Genomic DNA, 16,444 nt, shown 5'->3' on the forward strand with positions numbered 1-16,444 from the left:
CGCCGCTTCAGCCGTAGACGACGGTCACCGAGCGGAAGCCGAGCGAGCCCAGCAGGCCCTCCAGCATGGCCGTGGTGTTCTTCTCCGCACGCGAGGTCAGGCCGCTCTCCTTGGCGGCCTTGTCGATGTGGTCGGCGGCGAGGCGGTGGACCGCGCGTTCGTCGGCCGGGTTGTCGGAGAACAGGTCGCCGAGCCGGTCCAGCAGTCCGCGCTCCTTGGAGACCGCGTAGGAGCGGTCGGGGTCGAGGGAAGCGGACCCCAGCCGTGCGTGCGGCAGGCGCACGGTGGCCTCGGTGCGGTCCTCGTTCACGCGGACGCTGTCCTCGCGGAGCGAGCCGAAGTCGACGTAGGCCGAGACGCTGCCGGCACCGACGAAGAGGGTGCGGGTGCCCCTGATGGCGTCCGGCAGGTAGCGGGTGTCCTTCTCCAGGTCGACGACGACCTGGAAGTCTCCGGCGGCGCCCTCGTAGCGGTCGAGGTCGCGGACGGATTTCAGCAGGACGGGGCCGGTCCGGTCCTCGGTCCGCTCCTCGAACAGGTCGCCCAGGCCGCCGAGGGGGTTGAACCCGATGAGCAGGGTGACCACCAGGGCCAGGCACAGGACCGCCGCCACGACGACCGCGACCGTGCGCCGGGCTCCACGGACGACGGCGGGCGCCGCAGCGGGGCCGTCACTCTTGCGCTGAAGCTTCGTCATGATGTGCGGATGCCCCCGCCGGCACGGTTCAGGCGGAGCCGACTCCCCTGCCGCGAGGGCGGGTTGGGCGGCGGTCAGAACCTGCGGGGCGGAAGGGGCGGCAGGGGCGTGCGGTAGCGGCCGGCAGCTGCGGGAGGGCCCGCCGCCGCACACCAGGGGCCTCAGCCGTTTCACCATATGGACTAGACCAATTTCACCGACGCTCCCGGCCCACCTGCGGCGCTTCGCCCGCGACCTGCGGCGGCCCGGGCGAACCGCCGCACGCCGCCGCCACCCGGAGCGGGTATTGGTCTAGACGTTTCTCGAGCGCCGTCGTTACGTTGTGCCGCGCACGATCAAGGGAGCTCCCGCACCGCCGTATTCGTCATTCCACGCAATCGGAGGAACTTCATGGTCAAGAGTCTGTCCGCCCTCGCCGGCCGCGCCTTCGCGCGGGTTCTGCCCCAGGAGACCGCAGCCGCCGCGTGCGCCTGCCCGGCAGGCAGCTCCAGCTGGTGTTCGGGCGAGAACCTGTACACCCGCTTCTGCTGCTCCTGGAACTGCGCCGCCGCGCCGACCTGCACGGTCACCGTGGTCTACGGGGCCTGCTGACGGACCGGCCGTACCACCGGGTCCCGGCGGCGGACGCGTCCGCCGCCGGGACCCGGCACCGCCGGCCCCGCACGGGGCCGGCAGCCGCACGGGACAGACAGGACGGGAGACATGGAATACCTGCTCTTCGGCGCCCGGTGCACGCTGGCCCTGACCCTGGTGGCCTCGGTCACGGGCAAGCTGCGGGCGCCCGGCGGCCTCGGCAGGACCGTCGCGGAGCTCGGCATCGTGCCCCGCCGCCTCACCGGCGCCGTGGCCGCGGCCGTGGTCGCCGCGGAGACGGCCGCGGCCGTGCTGGTCTGGCTGCCCGGCACGGCGGGGGCCGTCGCGTTCGCCGGAGCCGCGGCCCTGGTCGCGGCCTTCACCGTCGTGCTCGTCGTCCTGATCCGGCGGGACGAGGACGTCTCGTGCGCCTGCTTCGGAGCGTCCCGGACCCCGGTGGGTCCGGCGCACCTGGTGCGCAACGGCGTGCTCCTGGCCGTCTGCGGACTCGGCACGGTCGCGGCGTCGGCGGTAGCGGGCGCCCCGCTGCCGCCCGAGCCGCAGGCCGCGTTCGCCGCGGCGCTGGTCGCGGCCGTCACCGGCGTGCTGCTGATCTCCACCGACACCCTGGCCGGCCTCTTCGCCCGCCCCTCCTGACACCACCGGGGCCGTGCGGTCCGGAGCCGTCCGCGGGCCGTGCCCGCCGAGCCGCCCCCGAACCGTCCAGGCACCACCGGCACAGCCCCGTGCCGGCCCCGGCGGCCGTCCGGCCGCCGTCAAGCGCACGGAAGTGAGGCACCGTTGTCCGTCACCACCACCGTCGTCGTCTTCGTCAACGCCGCCGTCGGCGTGCTCAACCTCCTCCTGCTCCTGGCGCTCGCACGCCGCATCGCCGACGGCGGTCACGGCGGCCACGGCGGGCCCGCGGGGGACCCTGCCGTCACCGTTCCGGAGAACCGGCTCGCCGATGGCTCCCCCTCCCCCGCGTTCCGGGTGGCGACCCGTCACGACGGCGCCCTCGACGAGACCGGCCTGACCGGGCCCGCCGCCGTCGGCTTCTTCTCCACGACCTGCCGACCGTGCCGCGAACAGGCCCCCGGCTTCGCCCGGATCGCCGCCACGGTGCCCGGCGGGCGCGACCGCGTCCTCGCCGTCGTCAAAGGGTCCGGCCCGATCGCCGACGACCTCGCGGAACTCCTCGCCCCGGTCGCCCGCGTCGTGGTCGAGGCCGACGAAGCCAACGACCCGACCCTGCGGCCCGGAGTCGTCCTGGCCTCCGAGGCGTTCGGCATCGTGCGGTGGCCCAGCTACGTGGAGGTCGGGGAGGACGGCCGGATCGTCAACCGCGACGCGGCCGCCGACCTGTTCTCCGGCGCGGAGCCGCAGCCCGCGCCGCAGACCGTCTGAGCACCGCCGTGGACACGCAGCCCGGCGGCACTGTGGACACCGAGCCCGGCGGCGCCGCGCACCGCCGCACCGGGGAAGCCCTGCGCTCCGCGGCAGCGGCCTTCGCCCTGGCCTGGCGGGCCGGGCCGGCGGTCGTCGCCGCCTACGTGACGGTCAGTGTCGTCGCCGGCCTGCTCCCCACCGCGGCGGCCCTGCTGGTGAGCAGCCTCCTGGACCGGCTGACCACGCCCGGCGGCGGTTCGCTGACGCCCGTCGCGCTGCTGCTCGTGGCGGCGACGCTCGGCACCCAGCTGACCACCCCCGCATCCGAGTTCCTGCGCGGCGAGAGCACCCGCGCGCTCCGGGTGCGGGTGCAGGGCGAGATGCTCGACGGGGTCAACCGCCTCCCCGGCATGCGGCACTTCGAGGACCCCGCGTTCCAGGACCGGCTGCGTCTCGCCCAGCAGGCCGCCGGCAACGCACCGGACCTGCTGGTCGGTTCGGTCGTCAGCGGCCTCCAGGCCGCGGTGCTGCTCGCCGGGTTCCTGATCACCGTCTTCGTGATCAACCCGGTGCTCGGCGCGGTGACGGTGCTGCTGGCCGTGCCCGCGCTCCGCACCCAGCTGGCGGCCGGCCGGCGGCGGGCCGAGGTGCTCCGCGACACGATGGGCAACAGCCGCCGCGAGATGTTCTACGGCAGCCTCCTGTCGGACACCGACACGCTGAAGGAGGTCCGGCTCTTCAACCTCCAGCGCTACTTCACCGACCGGGCGGCGGCCGAGCTGCGTACGGTGGTGCGGGCCGAGCGCGGCACCGACCTGCGCAATCTGCGCGAACGCGTCCCCGACCTGCTGCTCGGTGCGGCCGTCTTCGGCGCGGGGCTGCTGTGGGCCGTGCGCGCCGCCGGGCGCGGTGAACTCACCGTCGGCGACCTGTCCGTGTTCGTCACCGCGACGGCCGGGATCCAGCGGGGCGTCGCCCAGCTCGCCTCCACCACGGCGACGGCCTACCAGGCGGCGCTGACCTTCACCTACTTCCGCACCCTGCGCGACGTGCCGCCGGACCTGGAGCTGGCCGAGCGGCCGCGTCCGGTGCCCGCGCTCGCCGGCCGTCTCGAACTGCGCGACGTCTGGTTCCGGTACTCGCCCGGATCGCCGTGGATCCTGCGCGGTGTCGACCTGAGCCTCGGGGCGGGTGAGGTGACCGCGCTCGTGGGCGTCAACGGCACCGGCAAGAGCACCCTGGTGAAGCTGCTCTGCCGGCTGTACGAACCGACGCGCGGCCGGATCCTGTGGGACGGCGCCGACCTGCGCGACTTCGACCCGGCCGAACTGCGCGAGCGGGTCGCCGCGGTCTTCCAGGACTACGGCCGGTACGACCTGACGGCCGGCGAGAACATCGGCATCGGCCGCGTCGGGGACGCCGGACGTGAGGACCTGGTGGCCGAGGCGGCGGCCGCCGCCGGTGTGCATCCGCGGCTCTCCCGTCTCGGCCAGGGCTACGGCACGCTGCTCAGCCGCATCTTCGCGTCCGCGGGGGCGGCCGGGGCGGCGGTCGGGGAGCTGCTCTCCGGCGGCGAATGGCAGCGGGTGGCCGTGGCACGCGCGTTCATGCGCCGCGACGCCGACCTGATGATCCTCGACGAACCGAGTTCCGGGCTGGACGCCGCGGCGGAGCAGGAGATCCACGACAGTCTGCGGACGCTCCGCGCCGAGGCGACCGTCCTGGTCATCTCCCACCGGCTCAGCACCGTCCGTGACGCCGACCGGATCGTCGTCCTCGGGGAGGGGCGCATCACGGAGAGCGGAACGCACGACGAACTCATCGCCCTCGACGGGACGTACGCGCGGCTCTTCCGGCTCCAGTCGGCGGGGTACGCCGCACCCGAGGGGGCCGGCGGGACGCCCGGCGACGGCGGGCGGACGGCGCCGGAGCGGAAGGACGTGGCGGGCGCGGAAGCCGTGGCGGAACCGGAGGGACCGCCGGACATGAAGTCCGGGGCGGAACCGGTGGGCGTGCCCGAGCCGGTGACCACACCGGAGCCCGTGGCCGTACCGGAGCCGGCGACCGTACCGGGCCGAGCGGAAGGACACCCCCACCGATGACTCCAGCCGTGGTCACCCTCTGCGCCGTCGCGGCGCTCGTCGCCGCGCTGCTGGGCACGGCGCGGCGGACGCTGGTCGCCGTCACCGTGCACGGCGCCAGCATGTACCCGGCCCTCGCACCCGGGGACCGCATCCTGGTACTGCGGCGCGGGCCCTCCGCCCGGCGGCCCCGCGGCGGCCGGGTCGTCGTGCTCCGCGCCGACCGCATCCCCGGGGCCGGACCCGGGGGGCTGCTCGTCAAGCGGGTGGCCGCGCGTCCCGGGGAGCCCGTGCCGCCCGGGACGGGTACCGGGGTCGTCCCCGCGGGGCATCTGGTGGTGCTCGGCGACAACCCGGCCGTCAGCACCGATTCGCGTGTCTGGGGAGCGGTGCCGTCGGGCAGCGTCGCCGGGGTGATGGTCGCCCGGATCGGCCGCACCGGCCCGCCGCGTCCGGCCGCGGGGCGCGCGCCGCGCGGCGCCTGACGCCGGCGGCACGCGGGCGGGGCCGCCGGCGCCGGCGGTCCCCTGCGGGGCGGGGGCGGGTCAGAGCCAGTCGTGCTCCCGCGCGTAGCGCGCCGCCTCGTGCCGGGTACGGGTCTGCGTCTTCTGCATGGCGTGGGAGAGGTAGTTGCGCACCGTCCCCTCCGCGAGGTGGAGGCGGGCCGCGATCTCGGCGACCGAGTAGCCCTCGGCGGTCACCCGCAGGACGTCCGTCTCCCGTTCGGTGAGCGGGCAGTCGTCGATGACGGCGCGGGCGGACACGTCGGGGTCGATCCACCGCTTGCCGTCGTGCAGGGCGGCGATGACGGAGGTGATGTGCGCGGGTTCCGCCGACTTGCTGACGAAGCCCTGGACTCCGAGTCTCAGCGCCTTGCGGAGCACACCGGGCCGGGCGTGGCGCGTCAGCATGAGGATCACCTGGCCGGGCCGTGCGCGGCGGATCTCCGCGACGGCGCCGAGTCCGTCCACGCCGGGCATCTCCAGGTCGATGACGAGCACGTCGGGTTCGTGGCGCAGGGTGGCCTCGATCGCCGCCGCCCCGTCCGCGGCCTCGGCGAGCACGGTGATCTCGCCCTCCAGGGGCAGCAGCGCCGCCAGTGCCTTGCGCAGCAGGACCTCGTCGTCGGCGAGTACCACCGTGGTCACCGGTCGCCCTCCTCGGTCGTGCCGCGGGTTCCGTCGCCCGCTGCCGGGAACCGCGCGGCCGTCAGGAACCAGCCGTCGTCCTGCTCGACGGTGAGTTCGCCGCCGTCGTCCGCGAGGCGGCTGCGGAGGGCGGAGAGCCCTCTGAGTCCGGGCAGCGGGCCCGGGCGCGCGCCGTCGTTGGCGATGGTGATCCCGGTGGCGGTCAGCTCGATGCGCACCGAGGTGGCCTCGGCGTGCCGCAGGATGTTGGTCGTCGTCTCGCGGAGCACCTGGCCGAGCTGTTCACCGGTCCTGGCGTCGACGTCCGCTGCCCGGGTGACGCGCACCCGGATGCCCGCGGCCTCGAAGAGGTTCTTCGCGTTCTCCAGCTCGGCGGAGAGGTTGAGCCGGCGCTGTGCGTTCGCGAGCTCCTTCGTCCGGGCGATGGTGTCGCCGACCAGGGACTGGATCTCGCGCAGTTCCTGCTCGGCGCGCTCGGCGTCGGTGTGCACCAGCTTCCGGGCGAGGGCGGCCTTCAGCCTGACCACGTGCAGGGTGTGCCCCTGGATGTCGTGGAGGTCGCCCGCGAAGCGGACCCGTTCGCGGATGACGGCCAGCTCCGCCTCCCGTTCGCGGGACCGCTCCAGTTCGGCGACGAGGCCGTAGAACCGCTGGTTGGGGAACATCAGACCGGTCACGACGGCGGTGACGCCCGCGGGGACGATGACGTAGGAGACGAGTTCGGCGGGGAGGTCGTCCCGGGTGATCAACAGGCGGGCCAGGCCCGTCAGGGCGACGAACGACACCAGGGCGACGGCCGCGGCGCCGCGACGGCGCGGCAGCCGGGAGACGACGTGGGGGCCCACGACCGCGATGCCGTAGAAGGCGGTGCCGCACCCCTCCACCACACCGAACACCCACACCGCCGCGGCCACCACCAGGCACGGGACGGCGACGCCGAGGACACGGCCCGCCGCCCACCGGACGAACGCCACCAGGGCGGCCGCCACACCCGCGCTCAGCACGGCGGCCTGCGGCCAGGTCTCGGCGTCCAGCGCCACACAGGCGGCCCCGGTGGCGGCGAGCGGCGGGAGGAGCATGACCAGGTTGAGCCTGCGCAGCCGGTCGCGGGTCTCCGCGGAGTGCTCGGGCGGCCCGGCTCCCCGCTCCCGGGGCCGCCTCACCACCGGCGTCCGGCCGCGGGACGTCGCGGGGTGCGGTGCGGTCCGGTGGCGGCGTGCGGGGCGCGGGCCGCGGCGGCCGTCCGTGCGCCGCGCGGTGGTGCGGTGTCCATGGGGTCTCCGGGCTGGGCGGCGGTGTCCGCCGTCCAGTATTGGTCCCGTCCCGGGATGCCACCAGTGACGCCACGTCATGGGCGGGACCTGCGGATTGTCACGGCCGGGTGGTGACGCGGCCGCACTGACGGCCGGGGCCGGCGGCTGGTCTGATCGGCACCATGTCATCCACCGCACCTGTCATCGACGTCGACGGTCTCCGTCTGAGCTACGGCACGTTCCACGCCGTGCGGGACCTCTCGTTCCGCGTGGAGCGCGGGGAGCTCTACGCGCTGCTGGGCACGAACGGGGCGGGCAAGACCTCCACCCTGGAGATCGTCGAGGGGCACCGCGCGGCGGACTCGGGACGGGTGCGCGTCTTCGGGCACGATCCCCGGAACCGGCGCGCGGTCCGGCACCGGATCGGTGTGATGCTGCAGGAGAGCGGCTTCTCCCCGGATCTGACGGTGGAGGAGTCCGTCCGGCTCTTCGGCACGCTCAGCCGCCGTTCGGACAGTGTGCCGCGCGTGCTCGGGGTGGCCGGGCTGACGCACAAGGCCGGCACCCGGGCCTCCCAGCTCTCCGGCGGCGAGAAGCGCCGCCTGGACTTCGCGACCGCCGTGTACGGCACGCCGGAGCTGGTGTTCCTCGACGAGCCGACGACCGGTCTGGACATCCGGTCCCGGGACGCCCTGTGGGCAGCGGTGGACAGGCTGCGCGAGGACGGGGCGACCGTCGTGCTCACCACGCACTACCTGGAGGAGGCCCAGCAGCGTGCCGACCGCATCGGGCTGATGCACGAGGGCGTGCTGAAGCGGGAGGGCACCGTGCACGAGCTGACGCGGACCCTGCCGGCGGTCATCCGGTTCACCCTGGCGGACACCGCGCCGCGTCCGCCCGTGCCGGCCGTGCGCCGGGACGACGGCTCGGTCGTGGTCGAGACGTTCGACCTGGAGGCGGACCTGTACACGCTGCTCGGGTGGGCGCGCGCCCACGCCGTGGAACTCCGGGGGCTGGAAGCGGGGCCCACCGGGCTCGACGACGTCTTCCGCGCCCTCGACGACCGGTAGACGGCCGCCGGCCCACCGGCCCACCGGCCCGCCGTCCCACCGGCCCACTGTCCCGACCACCCGCCGTCCCGACCGCCCGCCGTCCCGCCCCCCTGGAACGAGGCTCCTCACCATGCTCGCCATCGCGTTCAGCGAACTGATCCAGATCCTCCGGAACCGGACCGTGCTGCTGTCCGGCTTTCTCGTACCCGTCGTTCCGTGCGCGTTCTTCATCTACCGGCACGAGGTCTTCGCGGACCTCGCGGGCCTGGGCTACATCGCCGCGGTGGTGGTGTGCACGGTGGGCGCGTTCGGCCTCTACACCACCACGGTGGCCACGCTGGCCTCGCGCCGGCAGACGCTCTTCCTCAAGCGCCTGCGCTCCACGCCGGCGGGCGACGCGGCGATTCTGCTGGGCCTGGTGCTGCCGGTCACCGTCCTGGCGCTGATCCAGGTGACCGTGATCCTGGTCGTGCTGGCGGCGGTGACGGGCGCCCCGGCGGACGTGCCGCTGCTGGTGGCGGCGATCGCGGCGACGGTGGCCATGATGCTCGGACTCGGGCTGGCCACGGCGGGGCTGACGAACTCCCCCGAGCACGCCCAGGTGACGACGCTGCCGGTCAGCGTCGGCACCATCGCGGTGGCGACCTGGGTGGGGATCGCCGGGACCGGGGACCTCACCCTGCTCAAGCGGCTGCTGCCCGGCGGTGCGGCCACCGAGCTCGTGGTCGGCGCCTGGGAGGGCGGCACCGGGCCGGCCCGATCCCTGGTCCTGCTGGCCCCGACGCTCGCCTGGGTCGTCGTGGCGGCGGCCCTGGCGGTACGGCTGTTCCGCTGGGAGCCGCGGCGCTGACGCCGGCCGTGCGCGGACCGGCCGCCGGGGGTCCGGCGGGCGGGCGGCCACGCGTCACCCGCTGCACGGCGCTCCGGGCCCTCACCCGTGGCGGTCGGCGGGCGGCGGCCGCACCCGGGCGGTCAGCGCCTCGCCGGGGGCGGCGTCCGGCGTACGGGCGCGCCCGGGAGCGGGCCGGCCGAGGACGACGGCCAGCAGGACGAGGGCGAGCCCGCACAGCTGCGCGGCGGCCGGCCGCTCCCCCGCCACGACCGTGCCGAGGAGCACCCCCGTCACGGGGTTGAGCAGGCCGACGAGACCGACCGTGCCGGCGGGCAGATGCCGCAGCCCGGCGAACCAGGCGACGAAGGCGAGCGCCGTCGCCACGAGCGCCACGAAGGCGAACGCCAGGAGCGCGGAGGCGCCGAGTGCGGGCGGGCGTCCCTCCAGCGCGACGGCGAGCGGCAGCAGGACCAGTCCGCCCGCGGTCAGCTGCCAGGCGGTCGAGGCCAGGACGTCGGCGTCGCCGCTCCACCGCTTGGCGAGGACGTAGCCGAACGACGAGACCGCCATGGCGGCCACCGAGGCGAGGACACCGGCCGGGTCCGCTCCCCCGCCCGGCGCGAGCACCATCAGACCCACCCCGACGAGCCCGGCCGCCGCGCCGGCGAGGTGGGCGGCGCCGGGGCGCTCGGACACCAGGGCCCAGGCCATCAGCATCATCACGGGCGGCGAGGCCGCCATCACGGTGGCGGCGACACTCACCGGGAGCAGCTGCGACGCGGCGTAGACGAGGACGAAGAAGGCGCCGACGTTCAGGAGTCCGAGCACCGCGGAGCGCCACCACCACACCCCCCGGGGCAGCCGGCGGCACAGGAGGAGCAGGAGGAGGCCGGCCGGCAGTGCCCGCAGTGCCGCTCCGTACAGCGGGTGGTCCGCGGGCAGGTACTCGTGCGTCACGTAGTAGTTGGCGCCCCAGGCCACGGGGGCGACGGCCGTCACGGCGACCCACCGCGCATTACCTTCCATGGAAGACAATATAGCTTCCCCGGAAGATACAATCACCTCATGGACTCCCCGGACGCCTCGCCGCCCTTCGCGCACCACCCCTCCGGCACCCCCTCCGAGCACTCTGCCGACTCGCCCGCCGCGCACCCCGCCGACCGCGTGGCCCGCATCCAGGCCGAGTGGCGGCGCGAGCGACCGGACCTCGACGTCGCCCCGCAGGCGGTCATCGGCCGGCTGCACCGCCTCGCCGACCGCCTCACCGGCGAGCTCCGGCTCGTCTACGACCGCTACGGCCTCGGCGAGGGCGAGTTCGACGTCCTGTGCGCGCTGCGCCGCGCGGGGCACCCCTACGAACGGGCACCCGGCGAACTGGCCGCGCACACCATGGTCACCACCGGGGCGATGACGAAGCGGATCGACCGCCTGGAGCGCTCCGGACTGGTCACCCGCCGGCGCTCCGGCGACGACCGGCGCGCCCGGATCGTCGCCCTCACCCGCCCCGGCCGGGAACTCGTCGACCGGGCCTTCACCGACCACATGCGCAACGAGCGCCGCCTGCTGGACCTCCTGTCCGCCTCCGAGGCGGCCGCCCTGGAGACGCTGCTCACCACCTGGCTCGGCCGCATGGACCCTCCCCCGCCTCCGCACACGGGATGACCGCGCCGGGGCGGGGACGCCGAAACCCGGTTGCCACCGGCGCACGCGGTCACGTCTGCTGGGCCGCATGACCGAACTGCGCACCCCACGCCTCGTCCTGCGCCCCTGGCGCGACGCCGACCTCGCGCCCTGGGCGGCGATGAACGCCGACCCGGAGGTGCGCGAGTTCCTCGGGGAGCCGCTCACCCGGGAGCAGAGCGACGCGTCCGTGGCACGGTTCCGCGCCGACTTCGCGCGGCGGGGCTACGGGTGGTGGGCCGTGGAGGTACGGGCCACCGGCGCCTTCGCGGGCTTCGCCGGGCTGGACGACGTCGACGAGGACACGCCGCTGACCGGCGTGGAGATCGGGTGGCGGCTCGCCCGCCACATGTGGGGCATGGGCTGCGCGACGGAAGCCGCACGGGCCGTGCTCGCCCACGCCTTCGGCCCCCTGCGGCTGCCCGAGGTCCTCGCCGTGACGGCGGCCGGCAACCTCCGCTCGCAGGCGGTGATGGACCGCATCGGCATGGTGCGGGACCCCGCCGCGGGATTCGACGACCCGTCCGCGCCCGAAGGCCCGCTGCGTCCGCAGGTGGTGTACCGGATCACACCGGGCGCCTGAGGGTCGTCCCGCGACGCCTGGCACACACCCCCGCCGCGTCGCCGGAGTCATCCGAAACCGCCCGGTACGAGGACGATCCTCCGCCCTGCGACCGCACGCACCAGGCGCCGCGGGCCCCGCCCTCCGGGCGGACGGAGCCGCCTTTCGCCACACGCCCCCGTGGCCCTCCGGCCGGCGTCAGAGCACTCCGGCGAGCGCGGCCAGCGACGCCCGGCGGTCCGGGCCCGCCGGGATGAGCACGGCGCTGCTCACCCCGGCACCGAAGAGGGCGTCGATCCGGGCGCGGACCTGCCCGGCCGTTCCCGCGAGGGCGAGCTGCCCGACCCACTCGTCGGGCAGCGCCCGCGCGAACGCCTCGGGGTCCGCGGCGGCCCCGCGCAGCGCGGCGAGTTCCCCGTGGAATCCGAGGGGCACGATGTGCGGCTTCCAGTCGGCGTCCCCGAGGGACCGCAGCGCCGGGCGCACCGCGTCGGTCGCCGCGCGGGGGTCGGCGTCGACGGCGGCGACGTTGTAGGCGGTGATCCGGTGCGGGCGCCGCGGCGCGATGCGGCGCAGCGCCTCGCGGACGTACGGCACCGAGACGGGCTCGGCGAGCACGGTCCCGTCGGCGCATTCACCGGAGAGCGCGAGCGACTTGGGGCTGCGGACCCCGGCGAAGACGCCGGGGACCGTGTCGGGCACCGCCGAGGGGTGCAGGCGCACACCGTCGAGACGGACGTAGCGACCGCGGATGTCGGCCCGGCCGCCGCCGAGGAGGGTCCGCAGGGCGTCGATGTACTCGCACAGCAGGGTCAGCGGACTCTCCGGCCAGGCGCCGGCGTCCCGCATCCAGGCGGGCATGCCGTGGCCGACGGCGATGTCGACGCGGCCGGGGTGCAGCTGCGCCAGGGTCGCGGCCTCCATGGCGGCGAAGGCTGCGTTGCGCGCGCCGGCGGGGAGCAGGCCGACCCCGACGCGGATCCTGCGCGTGCAGGCGAGCACGGTCGCCGCCTGGGCGAGTCCGCCCCGGTGCCCGAGGTCCTCGGCGACCCACAGTTCGCCGAAGCCGAGGGCGTCCGCGTCCTGGGCGAAGGGGATGACGTCGGCCGCGGGGAGGTCGCAGGGGAGCAGGACGCCGATGGTGCCGCGGTTCCCGTTCACCGCCGCTCCCCCGCGTCCGGGGCGTGCCCCGCCGGGGCGCCGGCCGGGCCGGCGGGCCGGGGCAGTGCCGGGGCGGTCGTCGCGGACGTGCGGGCGCCGGCCGCGGGGGCGAGGAGCACGGCGCAGGCGACGAAGGCCAGGACCACGACCATGGCGGCGCGCAGCCCGTAGTGGTCGCCGAGGAACCCGAGGGACGGCGGGCCCACCAGGAAGGCGACGTAGCCGATGGTCGCCACCAGGCCGACCCGGGCGGCCTTCCCGGGGCCCGAGTCGCCCGCGGCGGAGAGGGCGACGGGAAAGCCGAGCGACGCCCCCAGTCCCCAGAACAGGACGGCCGCCGCGGCCACGGCGGCGTTGTCGGAGAAGACGACCAGGACCAGTCCGGCGGCCCCGGACAGGGCGCTGACACGCAGGACGGTCGCGCGGCCGTAGCGCTCGATGAAGAAGGAGCCGCTGAAGCGGCCCAGCGTCATGGCGGCGGCGAACCCGACGAAGACGAGTGAGCCGAGCGCGGGGTCCAGTCCGTGCCCGTCGACCATCAGCAGGGGCAGCCAGTCGTTGGCGGCTCCCTCGGCCAGCGCCATGGCGAGCACGATGCCGCCGATCAGCAGGAGCCTGCGGTCCTTCCAGACCGGTGCGGACGCCTCGCCGGCCGGGGATTCCGGGTCCGGGTCCGGGGTCCCGGAGACGGCTCCGGTGCCGGCCGGAATCGCGCGCAGGGCGTGGACCAGGATCGCCGTCGCGGCCGCCGCCACGGCGGCCAGGTGCCAGTGGGCGGGGAAGGCGACGGCGGTGGCCGCCATGCCCAGCAGCCCGCCGACGACCGTGCCCAGGCTGAAGCAGCCGTGCAGCGCGGGCAGGACGGGGGTGCCGGTCAGGTGCTCCACCTCAGCCCCGTCCACGTTGAGGGCGACCTCTCCGGCTCCCATGCCGGCGCCGAAAAGGCCCAGCCCGGCGGCGACCAGCCATCCCGCGGCCACGGCGCTGCCCGCGGCGACGACGAGGACGCCGGTGACGATCAGCACGGTGCCGACGGCGATCACCGGCCTGGTGCCGAACCTCGACACCAGGCGTCCGGAGCACAGGATGCCCGCCATGGAGCCGACCGAGAGGCCGAAGAGGACCAGCCCCATCTCCGCGATGGACGCACCGAGCCGGTCGCGGATGTCGGGGGTCCGGGTGATCCAGGACGACATGGCGATGCCGGTGAGGAAGAAGAAGAGGTACAGGGCATGGCGTCGCCGGCGCAGTGGACGGTCGGTCACGGGGTCTCCGCGGGGTTCGGAAGTATGGTCCGGCAGACACCAGGTCCGAGCACCCGCCGAGTATGCACAAATGTACATACTCGGTGGGCGCCGGTGAAGAGAGGCAGGCTCGGCGATGAGCGGCAGGACCCGCGGCCCCAACGACCCGCGACGGCGCGAACGCATCCTGGACGCGGCACTCGACGTCGTCGCCGAACACGGTGCGATCAAGGTGACGTTCCGCAGGATCGCCGAGGCGGCGGGAGTGCCCCTCGGTTCCCTCACCTACTACTTCGACGACATGGAGCACCTGCTCACCGCCGCGTTCGGCCGGCTCGCCGAGACCGTGTCCGCCCGCTACCGAGCGCTGCTGGAGGCGGCCCGCACCCCCGCGGAGGCGGAGGCCGCCGTCGTCGAGATCATCTGCGGCAAGGTCTGGGGCACCGACCGCGATCTGCTGCTCAGCTACGAGCTGTACGCCTTCGCCACCCGCCACCCCGAGCTGCGCGAGGTGATGCGGTCGTGGATGCGGGCCAGCCGGGAGGCGCTCGCCCGGCACTTCGACCCGCTCACGGCGCGGGCCCTCGACGCGCTCGTCGAGGGCCTGTCGATCCACAACTCCGTCGACGCGGAACCGGCCGACCGTGCGGACGTGGCGGCGATCGTGCACTCGGTCGCGTCCCGCGGCGGCCGGTAGCGGGTCCGGCCGCCCGCGCGGCGGCCGGTGGGGCCGTCCGCCCCGCCGGTGAGCGCGCCGGCCTCCGCGCGGACCCGCGTCAGCGGCGGATGATGCCCAGGTCGGTGGCGGCGGCGACGGCGGAGGTGCGGGAGTCGACGCCGAGTTTGGCGTAGACGCGGGCCAGGTGGGACTTGACCGTCCCCTCGGTGAGATGCAGCCGGGCCGCGACGGCCTGGTTGGACAGGCCCGCCGCGACCAGGGAGAGCACCTCCGTCTCGCGGCGGGTCAGCGCCGTGCCCGGGGTGCGCAGTCGGCTCATCAGCCGGTCGGCGACGGACGGCGCCAGCGCCGTGCGGCCCGCGGCGGCCGTGCGGACGGCCGCGGCCAGCTCCTCGGGCGGGGCGTCCTTGAGGAGGTAGCCGGTGGCTCCCGCCTCGATGGCCGGCAGGGTGTCCGCGTCGGTGTCGTAGGTGGTGACGACCACGACGCGGGGCGCGCCGGGGCGGGCGGTGATGAGCGCGGTGGCCTCCGCGCCGTTCATGCCGCGTCCGAACTGGAGGTCCATCAGGACGACGTCGATGTCCCCCCGGCCCGCACGGGTGACGGCCGCCTCCGCGGTGGCGGCCTCGGCGACGACGGCGATGCCCGGTTCGGTCTCGAGGACCGCGCGGAGCCCCGCGCGGACGACGGGGTGGTCGTCGGCGAGGAGCAGGCGGATGGGGGCGGTGGTCACGGGCGCGCCTCCGGTGCGGGGCGGAAGGGGAGCGGGTCGAGCGGGAGGACGGCGGTGAGCGCGGTGCCGCGGCCGGGTGCGGAGGCGACGGTGAAGGTGCCGCCGAGGGCCTGCACCCGGGCCCGCATGGTGCTCAGACCGTATCCGCCGGTCCGCGGGTCGGGCGGCGGAAGGCGCTCCGGGTCGAACCCGCGCCCGTCGTCGGTGACGCTCAGGGTGACCCGGTCCCCCGCGTGGACGAGGCTGACGTCCGCCCGGGCCGGCCCGGCATGGCGGACGGTGTTCGCCAGCGCCGACTGTGCGACGCGCAGCAGTGCGACGTCGTGCGCGGTGGGCAGCGGGACGGGTTCGCCGGTGAGGCGGAACCGCGCCGCGGTCCCGTCGCGGGTGCCGGTGGCCGCGCACAGACGGGCCAGGGCGTCGGCCAGGGTGGCTCCTTCGAGGGCGGGCGGCGCGAGGGCGGCGACGAAGCGGCGCGCTTCGGCGAGGTTGTCGACGGCCGCCCGCCGGGCCTGGCCGACGTAGCGGGAGGCGTCGCCGGGGGCGCCGGGCAGGGTGCGCTCGGCGGCCCGGAGCAGCAGCTGGATGCTGGACAGGCCCTGGGCGAGGGTGTCGTGGATCTCGCGGGCCAGGCGTTCGCGTTCGGCGAGGACGCCGGCGGTGTGCTGGGCGGCGGCGAGGTCGGCGCGGGTCGCGGTGAGTTCGCCGATGAGCCGCCGGCGTTCCTCGCTCTCCCGGTACAGCGCCTGGTAGCCGCGCACCACGGCGACGGCCACCGCCGCGCCCAGGAACGGGCCCAGCACCATCGCCGTGCCGAAGGACTCCTGGTGCGCGGCGAACCCCCCGGCCGCGGCGGCCGCCGTGACGCCGACGGCCGCCACGCCCGCGGTGCGGGGCAGCAGGTGGAGCTGGAGGAGGTACAGCGGGAACGCGAGCCAGACCGCGTCGGCGGAGAGTGCCAGCAGCACCAGCCACACTCCGCCGACGGCGGCCAGCCACAGCGCGGCGGCCCGCCGGGAGCGGCCGACGGCCGGCAGCAGGGGGCCCGCCGCGTAGACGAGACCGCACAGCGCGGCGCCGGCCACCACCGCGGCCGGGTGCGGGGCGCCGCCGGCCGCCGCCCGCACCGGGACGAGGACGAGCAGGCCCGCGACCAGCAGGTGCAGGCACCAGGCGAGCGCACGGGTGGTGGGGGTCGGGGCGGAGGCGGTGGTGTTCACAGTCCCCCCAGCGTACGGAGGCCCCCGCGGCGGGGCCTCTGTCGAAAGGTGGAGTCCGCCGCCCTCCGTCCGGCCCGCCATGTCCTGTCCTCGGCCCGATGCGGGCGGCCTGGGCGTGCCGCGACGGTGGGGACGTACGC

18 protein-coding genes are annotated in these 16,444 nt (G+C 75.7%); 10 read left to right on the forward strand and 8 right to left on the reverse strand.

What is annotated here, in order from left to right:
- Positions 1–7 precede the first annotated feature (7 nt).
- Complete coding sequence (locus IAG43_RS00485; RefSeq protein ID WP_187738753.1) at positions 8–697, reverse strand: DUF4230 domain-containing protein; 690 nt, start codon at positions 695–697, stop codon at positions 8–10.
- A gap of 390 nt (positions 698–1,087) precedes the next feature.
- On the opposite strand from IAG43_RS00485, the gene IAG43_RS00490 reads away from it, so the two are divergent.
- From IAG43_RS00490 to IAG43_RS00510, 5 genes are all read left to right on the forward strand, one after another.
- The gene (locus tag IAG43_RS00490; RefSeq protein WP_187738754.1) at positions 1,088–1,288 is read left to right on the forward strand and encodes a hypothetical protein; all 201 of its coding nucleotides are present in this window, start codon (positions 1,088–1,090) and stop codon (positions 1,286–1,288) included.
- 111 nt (positions 1,289–1,399) lie between these two features.
- Positions 1,400–1,927, forward strand: coding sequence for a MauE/DoxX family redox-associated membrane protein (locus IAG43_RS00495; RefSeq protein WP_187738755.1), 528 nt, complete (start codon positions 1,400–1,402; stop codon positions 1,925–1,927).
- Between the two features lie 144 nt (positions 1,928–2,071).
- Positions 2,072–2,677, forward strand: coding sequence for a TlpA family protein disulfide reductase (locus tag IAG43_RS34305; RefSeq protein ID WP_246574006.1), 606 nt, complete (start codon positions 2,072–2,074; stop codon positions 2,675–2,677).
- Positions 2,678–2,685: 8 nt separating this feature from the next.
- Complete coding sequence (locus IAG43_RS00505) at positions 2,686–4,761, forward strand: ATP-binding cassette domain-containing protein (RefSeq protein ID WP_246574007.1); 2,076 nt, start codon at positions 2,686–2,688, stop codon at positions 4,759–4,761.
- On the forward strand, positions 4,758–5,225 hold the full coding sequence (locus IAG43_RS00510) for a S26 family signal peptidase (protein ID WP_187738756.1): 468 nt from the start codon (positions 4,758–4,760) through the stop codon (positions 5,223–5,225). Before IAG43_RS00505 ends, IAG43_RS00510 begins: the two co-directional genes overlap by 4 nt.
- A gap of 60 nt (positions 5,226–5,285) precedes the next feature.
- Here IAG43_RS00510 and IAG43_RS00515 read toward each other — a convergent pair whose 3' ends face one another.
- Together IAG43_RS00515 and IAG43_RS00520 are read right to left on the reverse strand one after the other, a co-directional pair.
- Positions 5,286–5,888, reverse strand: a complete 603-nt coding sequence (locus tag IAG43_RS00515; protein ID WP_187738757.1) for a response regulator transcription factor — start codon at positions 5,886–5,888, stop codon at positions 5,286–5,288.
- The gene (locus IAG43_RS00520; protein ID WP_223005882.1) at positions 5,885–7,051 is read right to left on the reverse strand and encodes a sensor histidine kinase; all 1,167 of its coding nucleotides are present in this window, start codon (positions 7,049–7,051) and stop codon (positions 5,885–5,887) included. Before IAG43_RS00520 ends, IAG43_RS00515 begins: the two co-directional genes overlap by 4 nt.
- Positions 7,052–7,323: 272 nt before the next feature.
- Here IAG43_RS00520 and IAG43_RS00525 point away from each other — a divergent pair, with 272 nt between their 5' ends.
- Positions 7,324–8,211, forward strand: coding sequence for an ABC transporter ATP-binding protein (locus IAG43_RS00525; RefSeq protein ID WP_187738758.1), 888 nt, complete (start codon positions 7,324–7,326; stop codon positions 8,209–8,211).
- 112 nt (positions 8,212–8,323) lie between these two features.
- Complete coding sequence (locus IAG43_RS00530) at positions 8,324–9,043, forward strand: ABC transporter permease (RefSeq protein WP_187738759.1); 720 nt, start codon at positions 8,324–8,326, stop codon at positions 9,041–9,043.
- An 81-nt stretch (positions 9,044–9,124) separates the two neighbouring features.
- On the opposite strand, the gene IAG43_RS00535 is transcribed toward IAG43_RS00530, so the two are convergent.
- The gene (locus IAG43_RS00535) at positions 9,125–10,051 is read right to left on the reverse strand and encodes a DMT family transporter (protein WP_187738760.1); all 927 of its coding nucleotides are present in this window, start codon (positions 10,049–10,051) and stop codon (positions 9,125–9,127) included.
- A gap of 39 nt (positions 10,052–10,090) precedes the next feature.
- Here IAG43_RS00535 and IAG43_RS00540 point away from each other — a divergent pair, with 39 nt between their 5' ends.
- Together IAG43_RS00540 and IAG43_RS00545 are read left to right on the forward strand one after the other, a co-directional pair.
- On the forward strand, positions 10,091–10,687 hold the full coding sequence (locus IAG43_RS00540; RefSeq protein ID WP_187738761.1) for a MarR family winged helix-turn-helix transcriptional regulator: 597 nt from the start codon (positions 10,091–10,093) through the stop codon (positions 10,685–10,687).
- A 67-nt stretch (positions 10,688–10,754) separates the two neighbouring features.
- The gene (locus IAG43_RS00545) at positions 10,755–11,288 is read left to right on the forward strand and encodes a GNAT family N-acetyltransferase (RefSeq protein ID WP_187738762.1); all 534 of its coding nucleotides are present in this window, start codon (positions 10,755–10,757) and stop codon (positions 11,286–11,288) included.
- Positions 11,289–11,465: 177 nt separating this feature from the next.
- On the opposite strand, the gene IAG43_RS00550 is transcribed toward IAG43_RS00545, so the two are convergent.
- Positions 11,466–12,428: an LLM class flavin-dependent oxidoreductase gene (locus tag IAG43_RS00550; RefSeq protein WP_187738763.1), complete on the reverse strand. Its 963-nt coding sequence runs from the start codon at positions 12,426–12,428 to the stop codon at positions 11,466–11,468.
- Positions 12,425–13,693, reverse strand: a complete 1,269-nt coding sequence (locus IAG43_RS00555) for an MFS transporter (RefSeq protein ID WP_187738764.1) — start codon at positions 13,691–13,693, stop codon at positions 12,425–12,427. The genes IAG43_RS00550 and IAG43_RS00555 overlap by 4 nt, the downstream gene beginning before the upstream one ends.
- A 115-nt stretch (positions 13,694–13,808) precedes the next feature.
- Here IAG43_RS00555 and IAG43_RS00560 point away from each other — a divergent pair, with 115 nt between their 5' ends.
- Entirely contained in the window at positions 13,809–14,369 is a 561-nt protein-coding gene (locus IAG43_RS00560) for a TetR/AcrR family transcriptional regulator (protein ID WP_187738765.1), read from the forward strand.
- A 79-nt stretch (positions 14,370–14,448) separates the two neighbouring features.
- Here IAG43_RS00560 and IAG43_RS00565 read toward each other — a convergent pair whose 3' ends face one another.
- On the reverse strand, positions 14,449–15,084 hold the full coding sequence (locus IAG43_RS00565; protein WP_187738766.1) for a response regulator: 636 nt from the start codon (positions 15,082–15,084) through the stop codon (positions 14,449–14,451).
- Positions 15,081–16,304, reverse strand: a complete 1,224-nt coding sequence (locus IAG43_RS00570) for a sensor histidine kinase (RefSeq protein ID WP_187738767.1) — start codon at positions 16,302–16,304, stop codon at positions 15,081–15,083. The genes IAG43_RS00565 and IAG43_RS00570 overlap by 4 nt, the downstream gene beginning before the upstream one ends.
- Between the last annotated feature and the right edge of the window lie 140 nt (positions 16,305–16,444).

Source organism: Streptomyces genisteinicus (assembly GCF_014489615.1).
Classification (GTDB): Bacteria; Actinomycetota; Actinomycetes; order Streptomycetales; family Streptomycetaceae; genus Streptomyces; species Streptomyces genisteinicus.

Bases quoted from the DNA above. Each gene is read 5' to 3' on its own strand.
- IAG43_RS00485 (WP_187738753.1), bottom strand. From the start codon at position 697: ATGACGAAGCTTCAGCGCAAGAGTGACGGCCCCGCTGCGGCGCCCGCC.
- IAG43_RS00490 (WP_187738754.1), top strand. From the start codon at position 1,088: ATGGTCAAGAGTCTGTCCGCCCTCGCCGGCCGCGCCTTCGCGCGGGTT.
- IAG43_RS00495 (WP_187738755.1), top strand. From the start codon at position 1,400: ATGGAATACCTGCTCTTCGGCGCCCGGTGCACGCTGGCCCTGACCCTG.
- IAG43_RS00510 (WP_187738756.1), top strand. From the start codon at position 4,758: ATGACTCCAGCCGTGGTCACCCTCTGCGCCGTCGCGGCGCTCGTCGCC.
- IAG43_RS00525 (WP_187738758.1), top strand. From the start codon at position 7,324: ATGTCATCCACCGCACCTGTCATCGACGTCGACGGTCTCCGTCTGAGC.
- IAG43_RS00530 (WP_187738759.1), top strand. From the start codon at position 8,324: ATGCTCGCCATCGCGTTCAGCGAACTGATCCAGATCCTCCGGAACCGG.
- IAG43_RS00535 (WP_187738760.1), bottom strand. From the start codon at position 10,051: ATGGAAGGTAATGCGCGGTGGGTCGCCGTGACGGCCGTCGCCCCCGTG.
- IAG43_RS00540 (WP_187738761.1), top strand. From the start codon at position 10,091: ATGGACTCCCCGGACGCCTCGCCGCCCTTCGCGCACCACCCCTCCGGC.
- IAG43_RS00545 (WP_187738762.1), top strand. From the start codon at position 10,755: ATGACCGAACTGCGCACCCCACGCCTCGTCCTGCGCCCCTGGCGCGAC.
- IAG43_RS00560 (WP_187738765.1), top strand. From the start codon at position 13,809: ATGAGCGGCAGGACCCGCGGCCCCAACGACCCGCGACGGCGCGAACGC.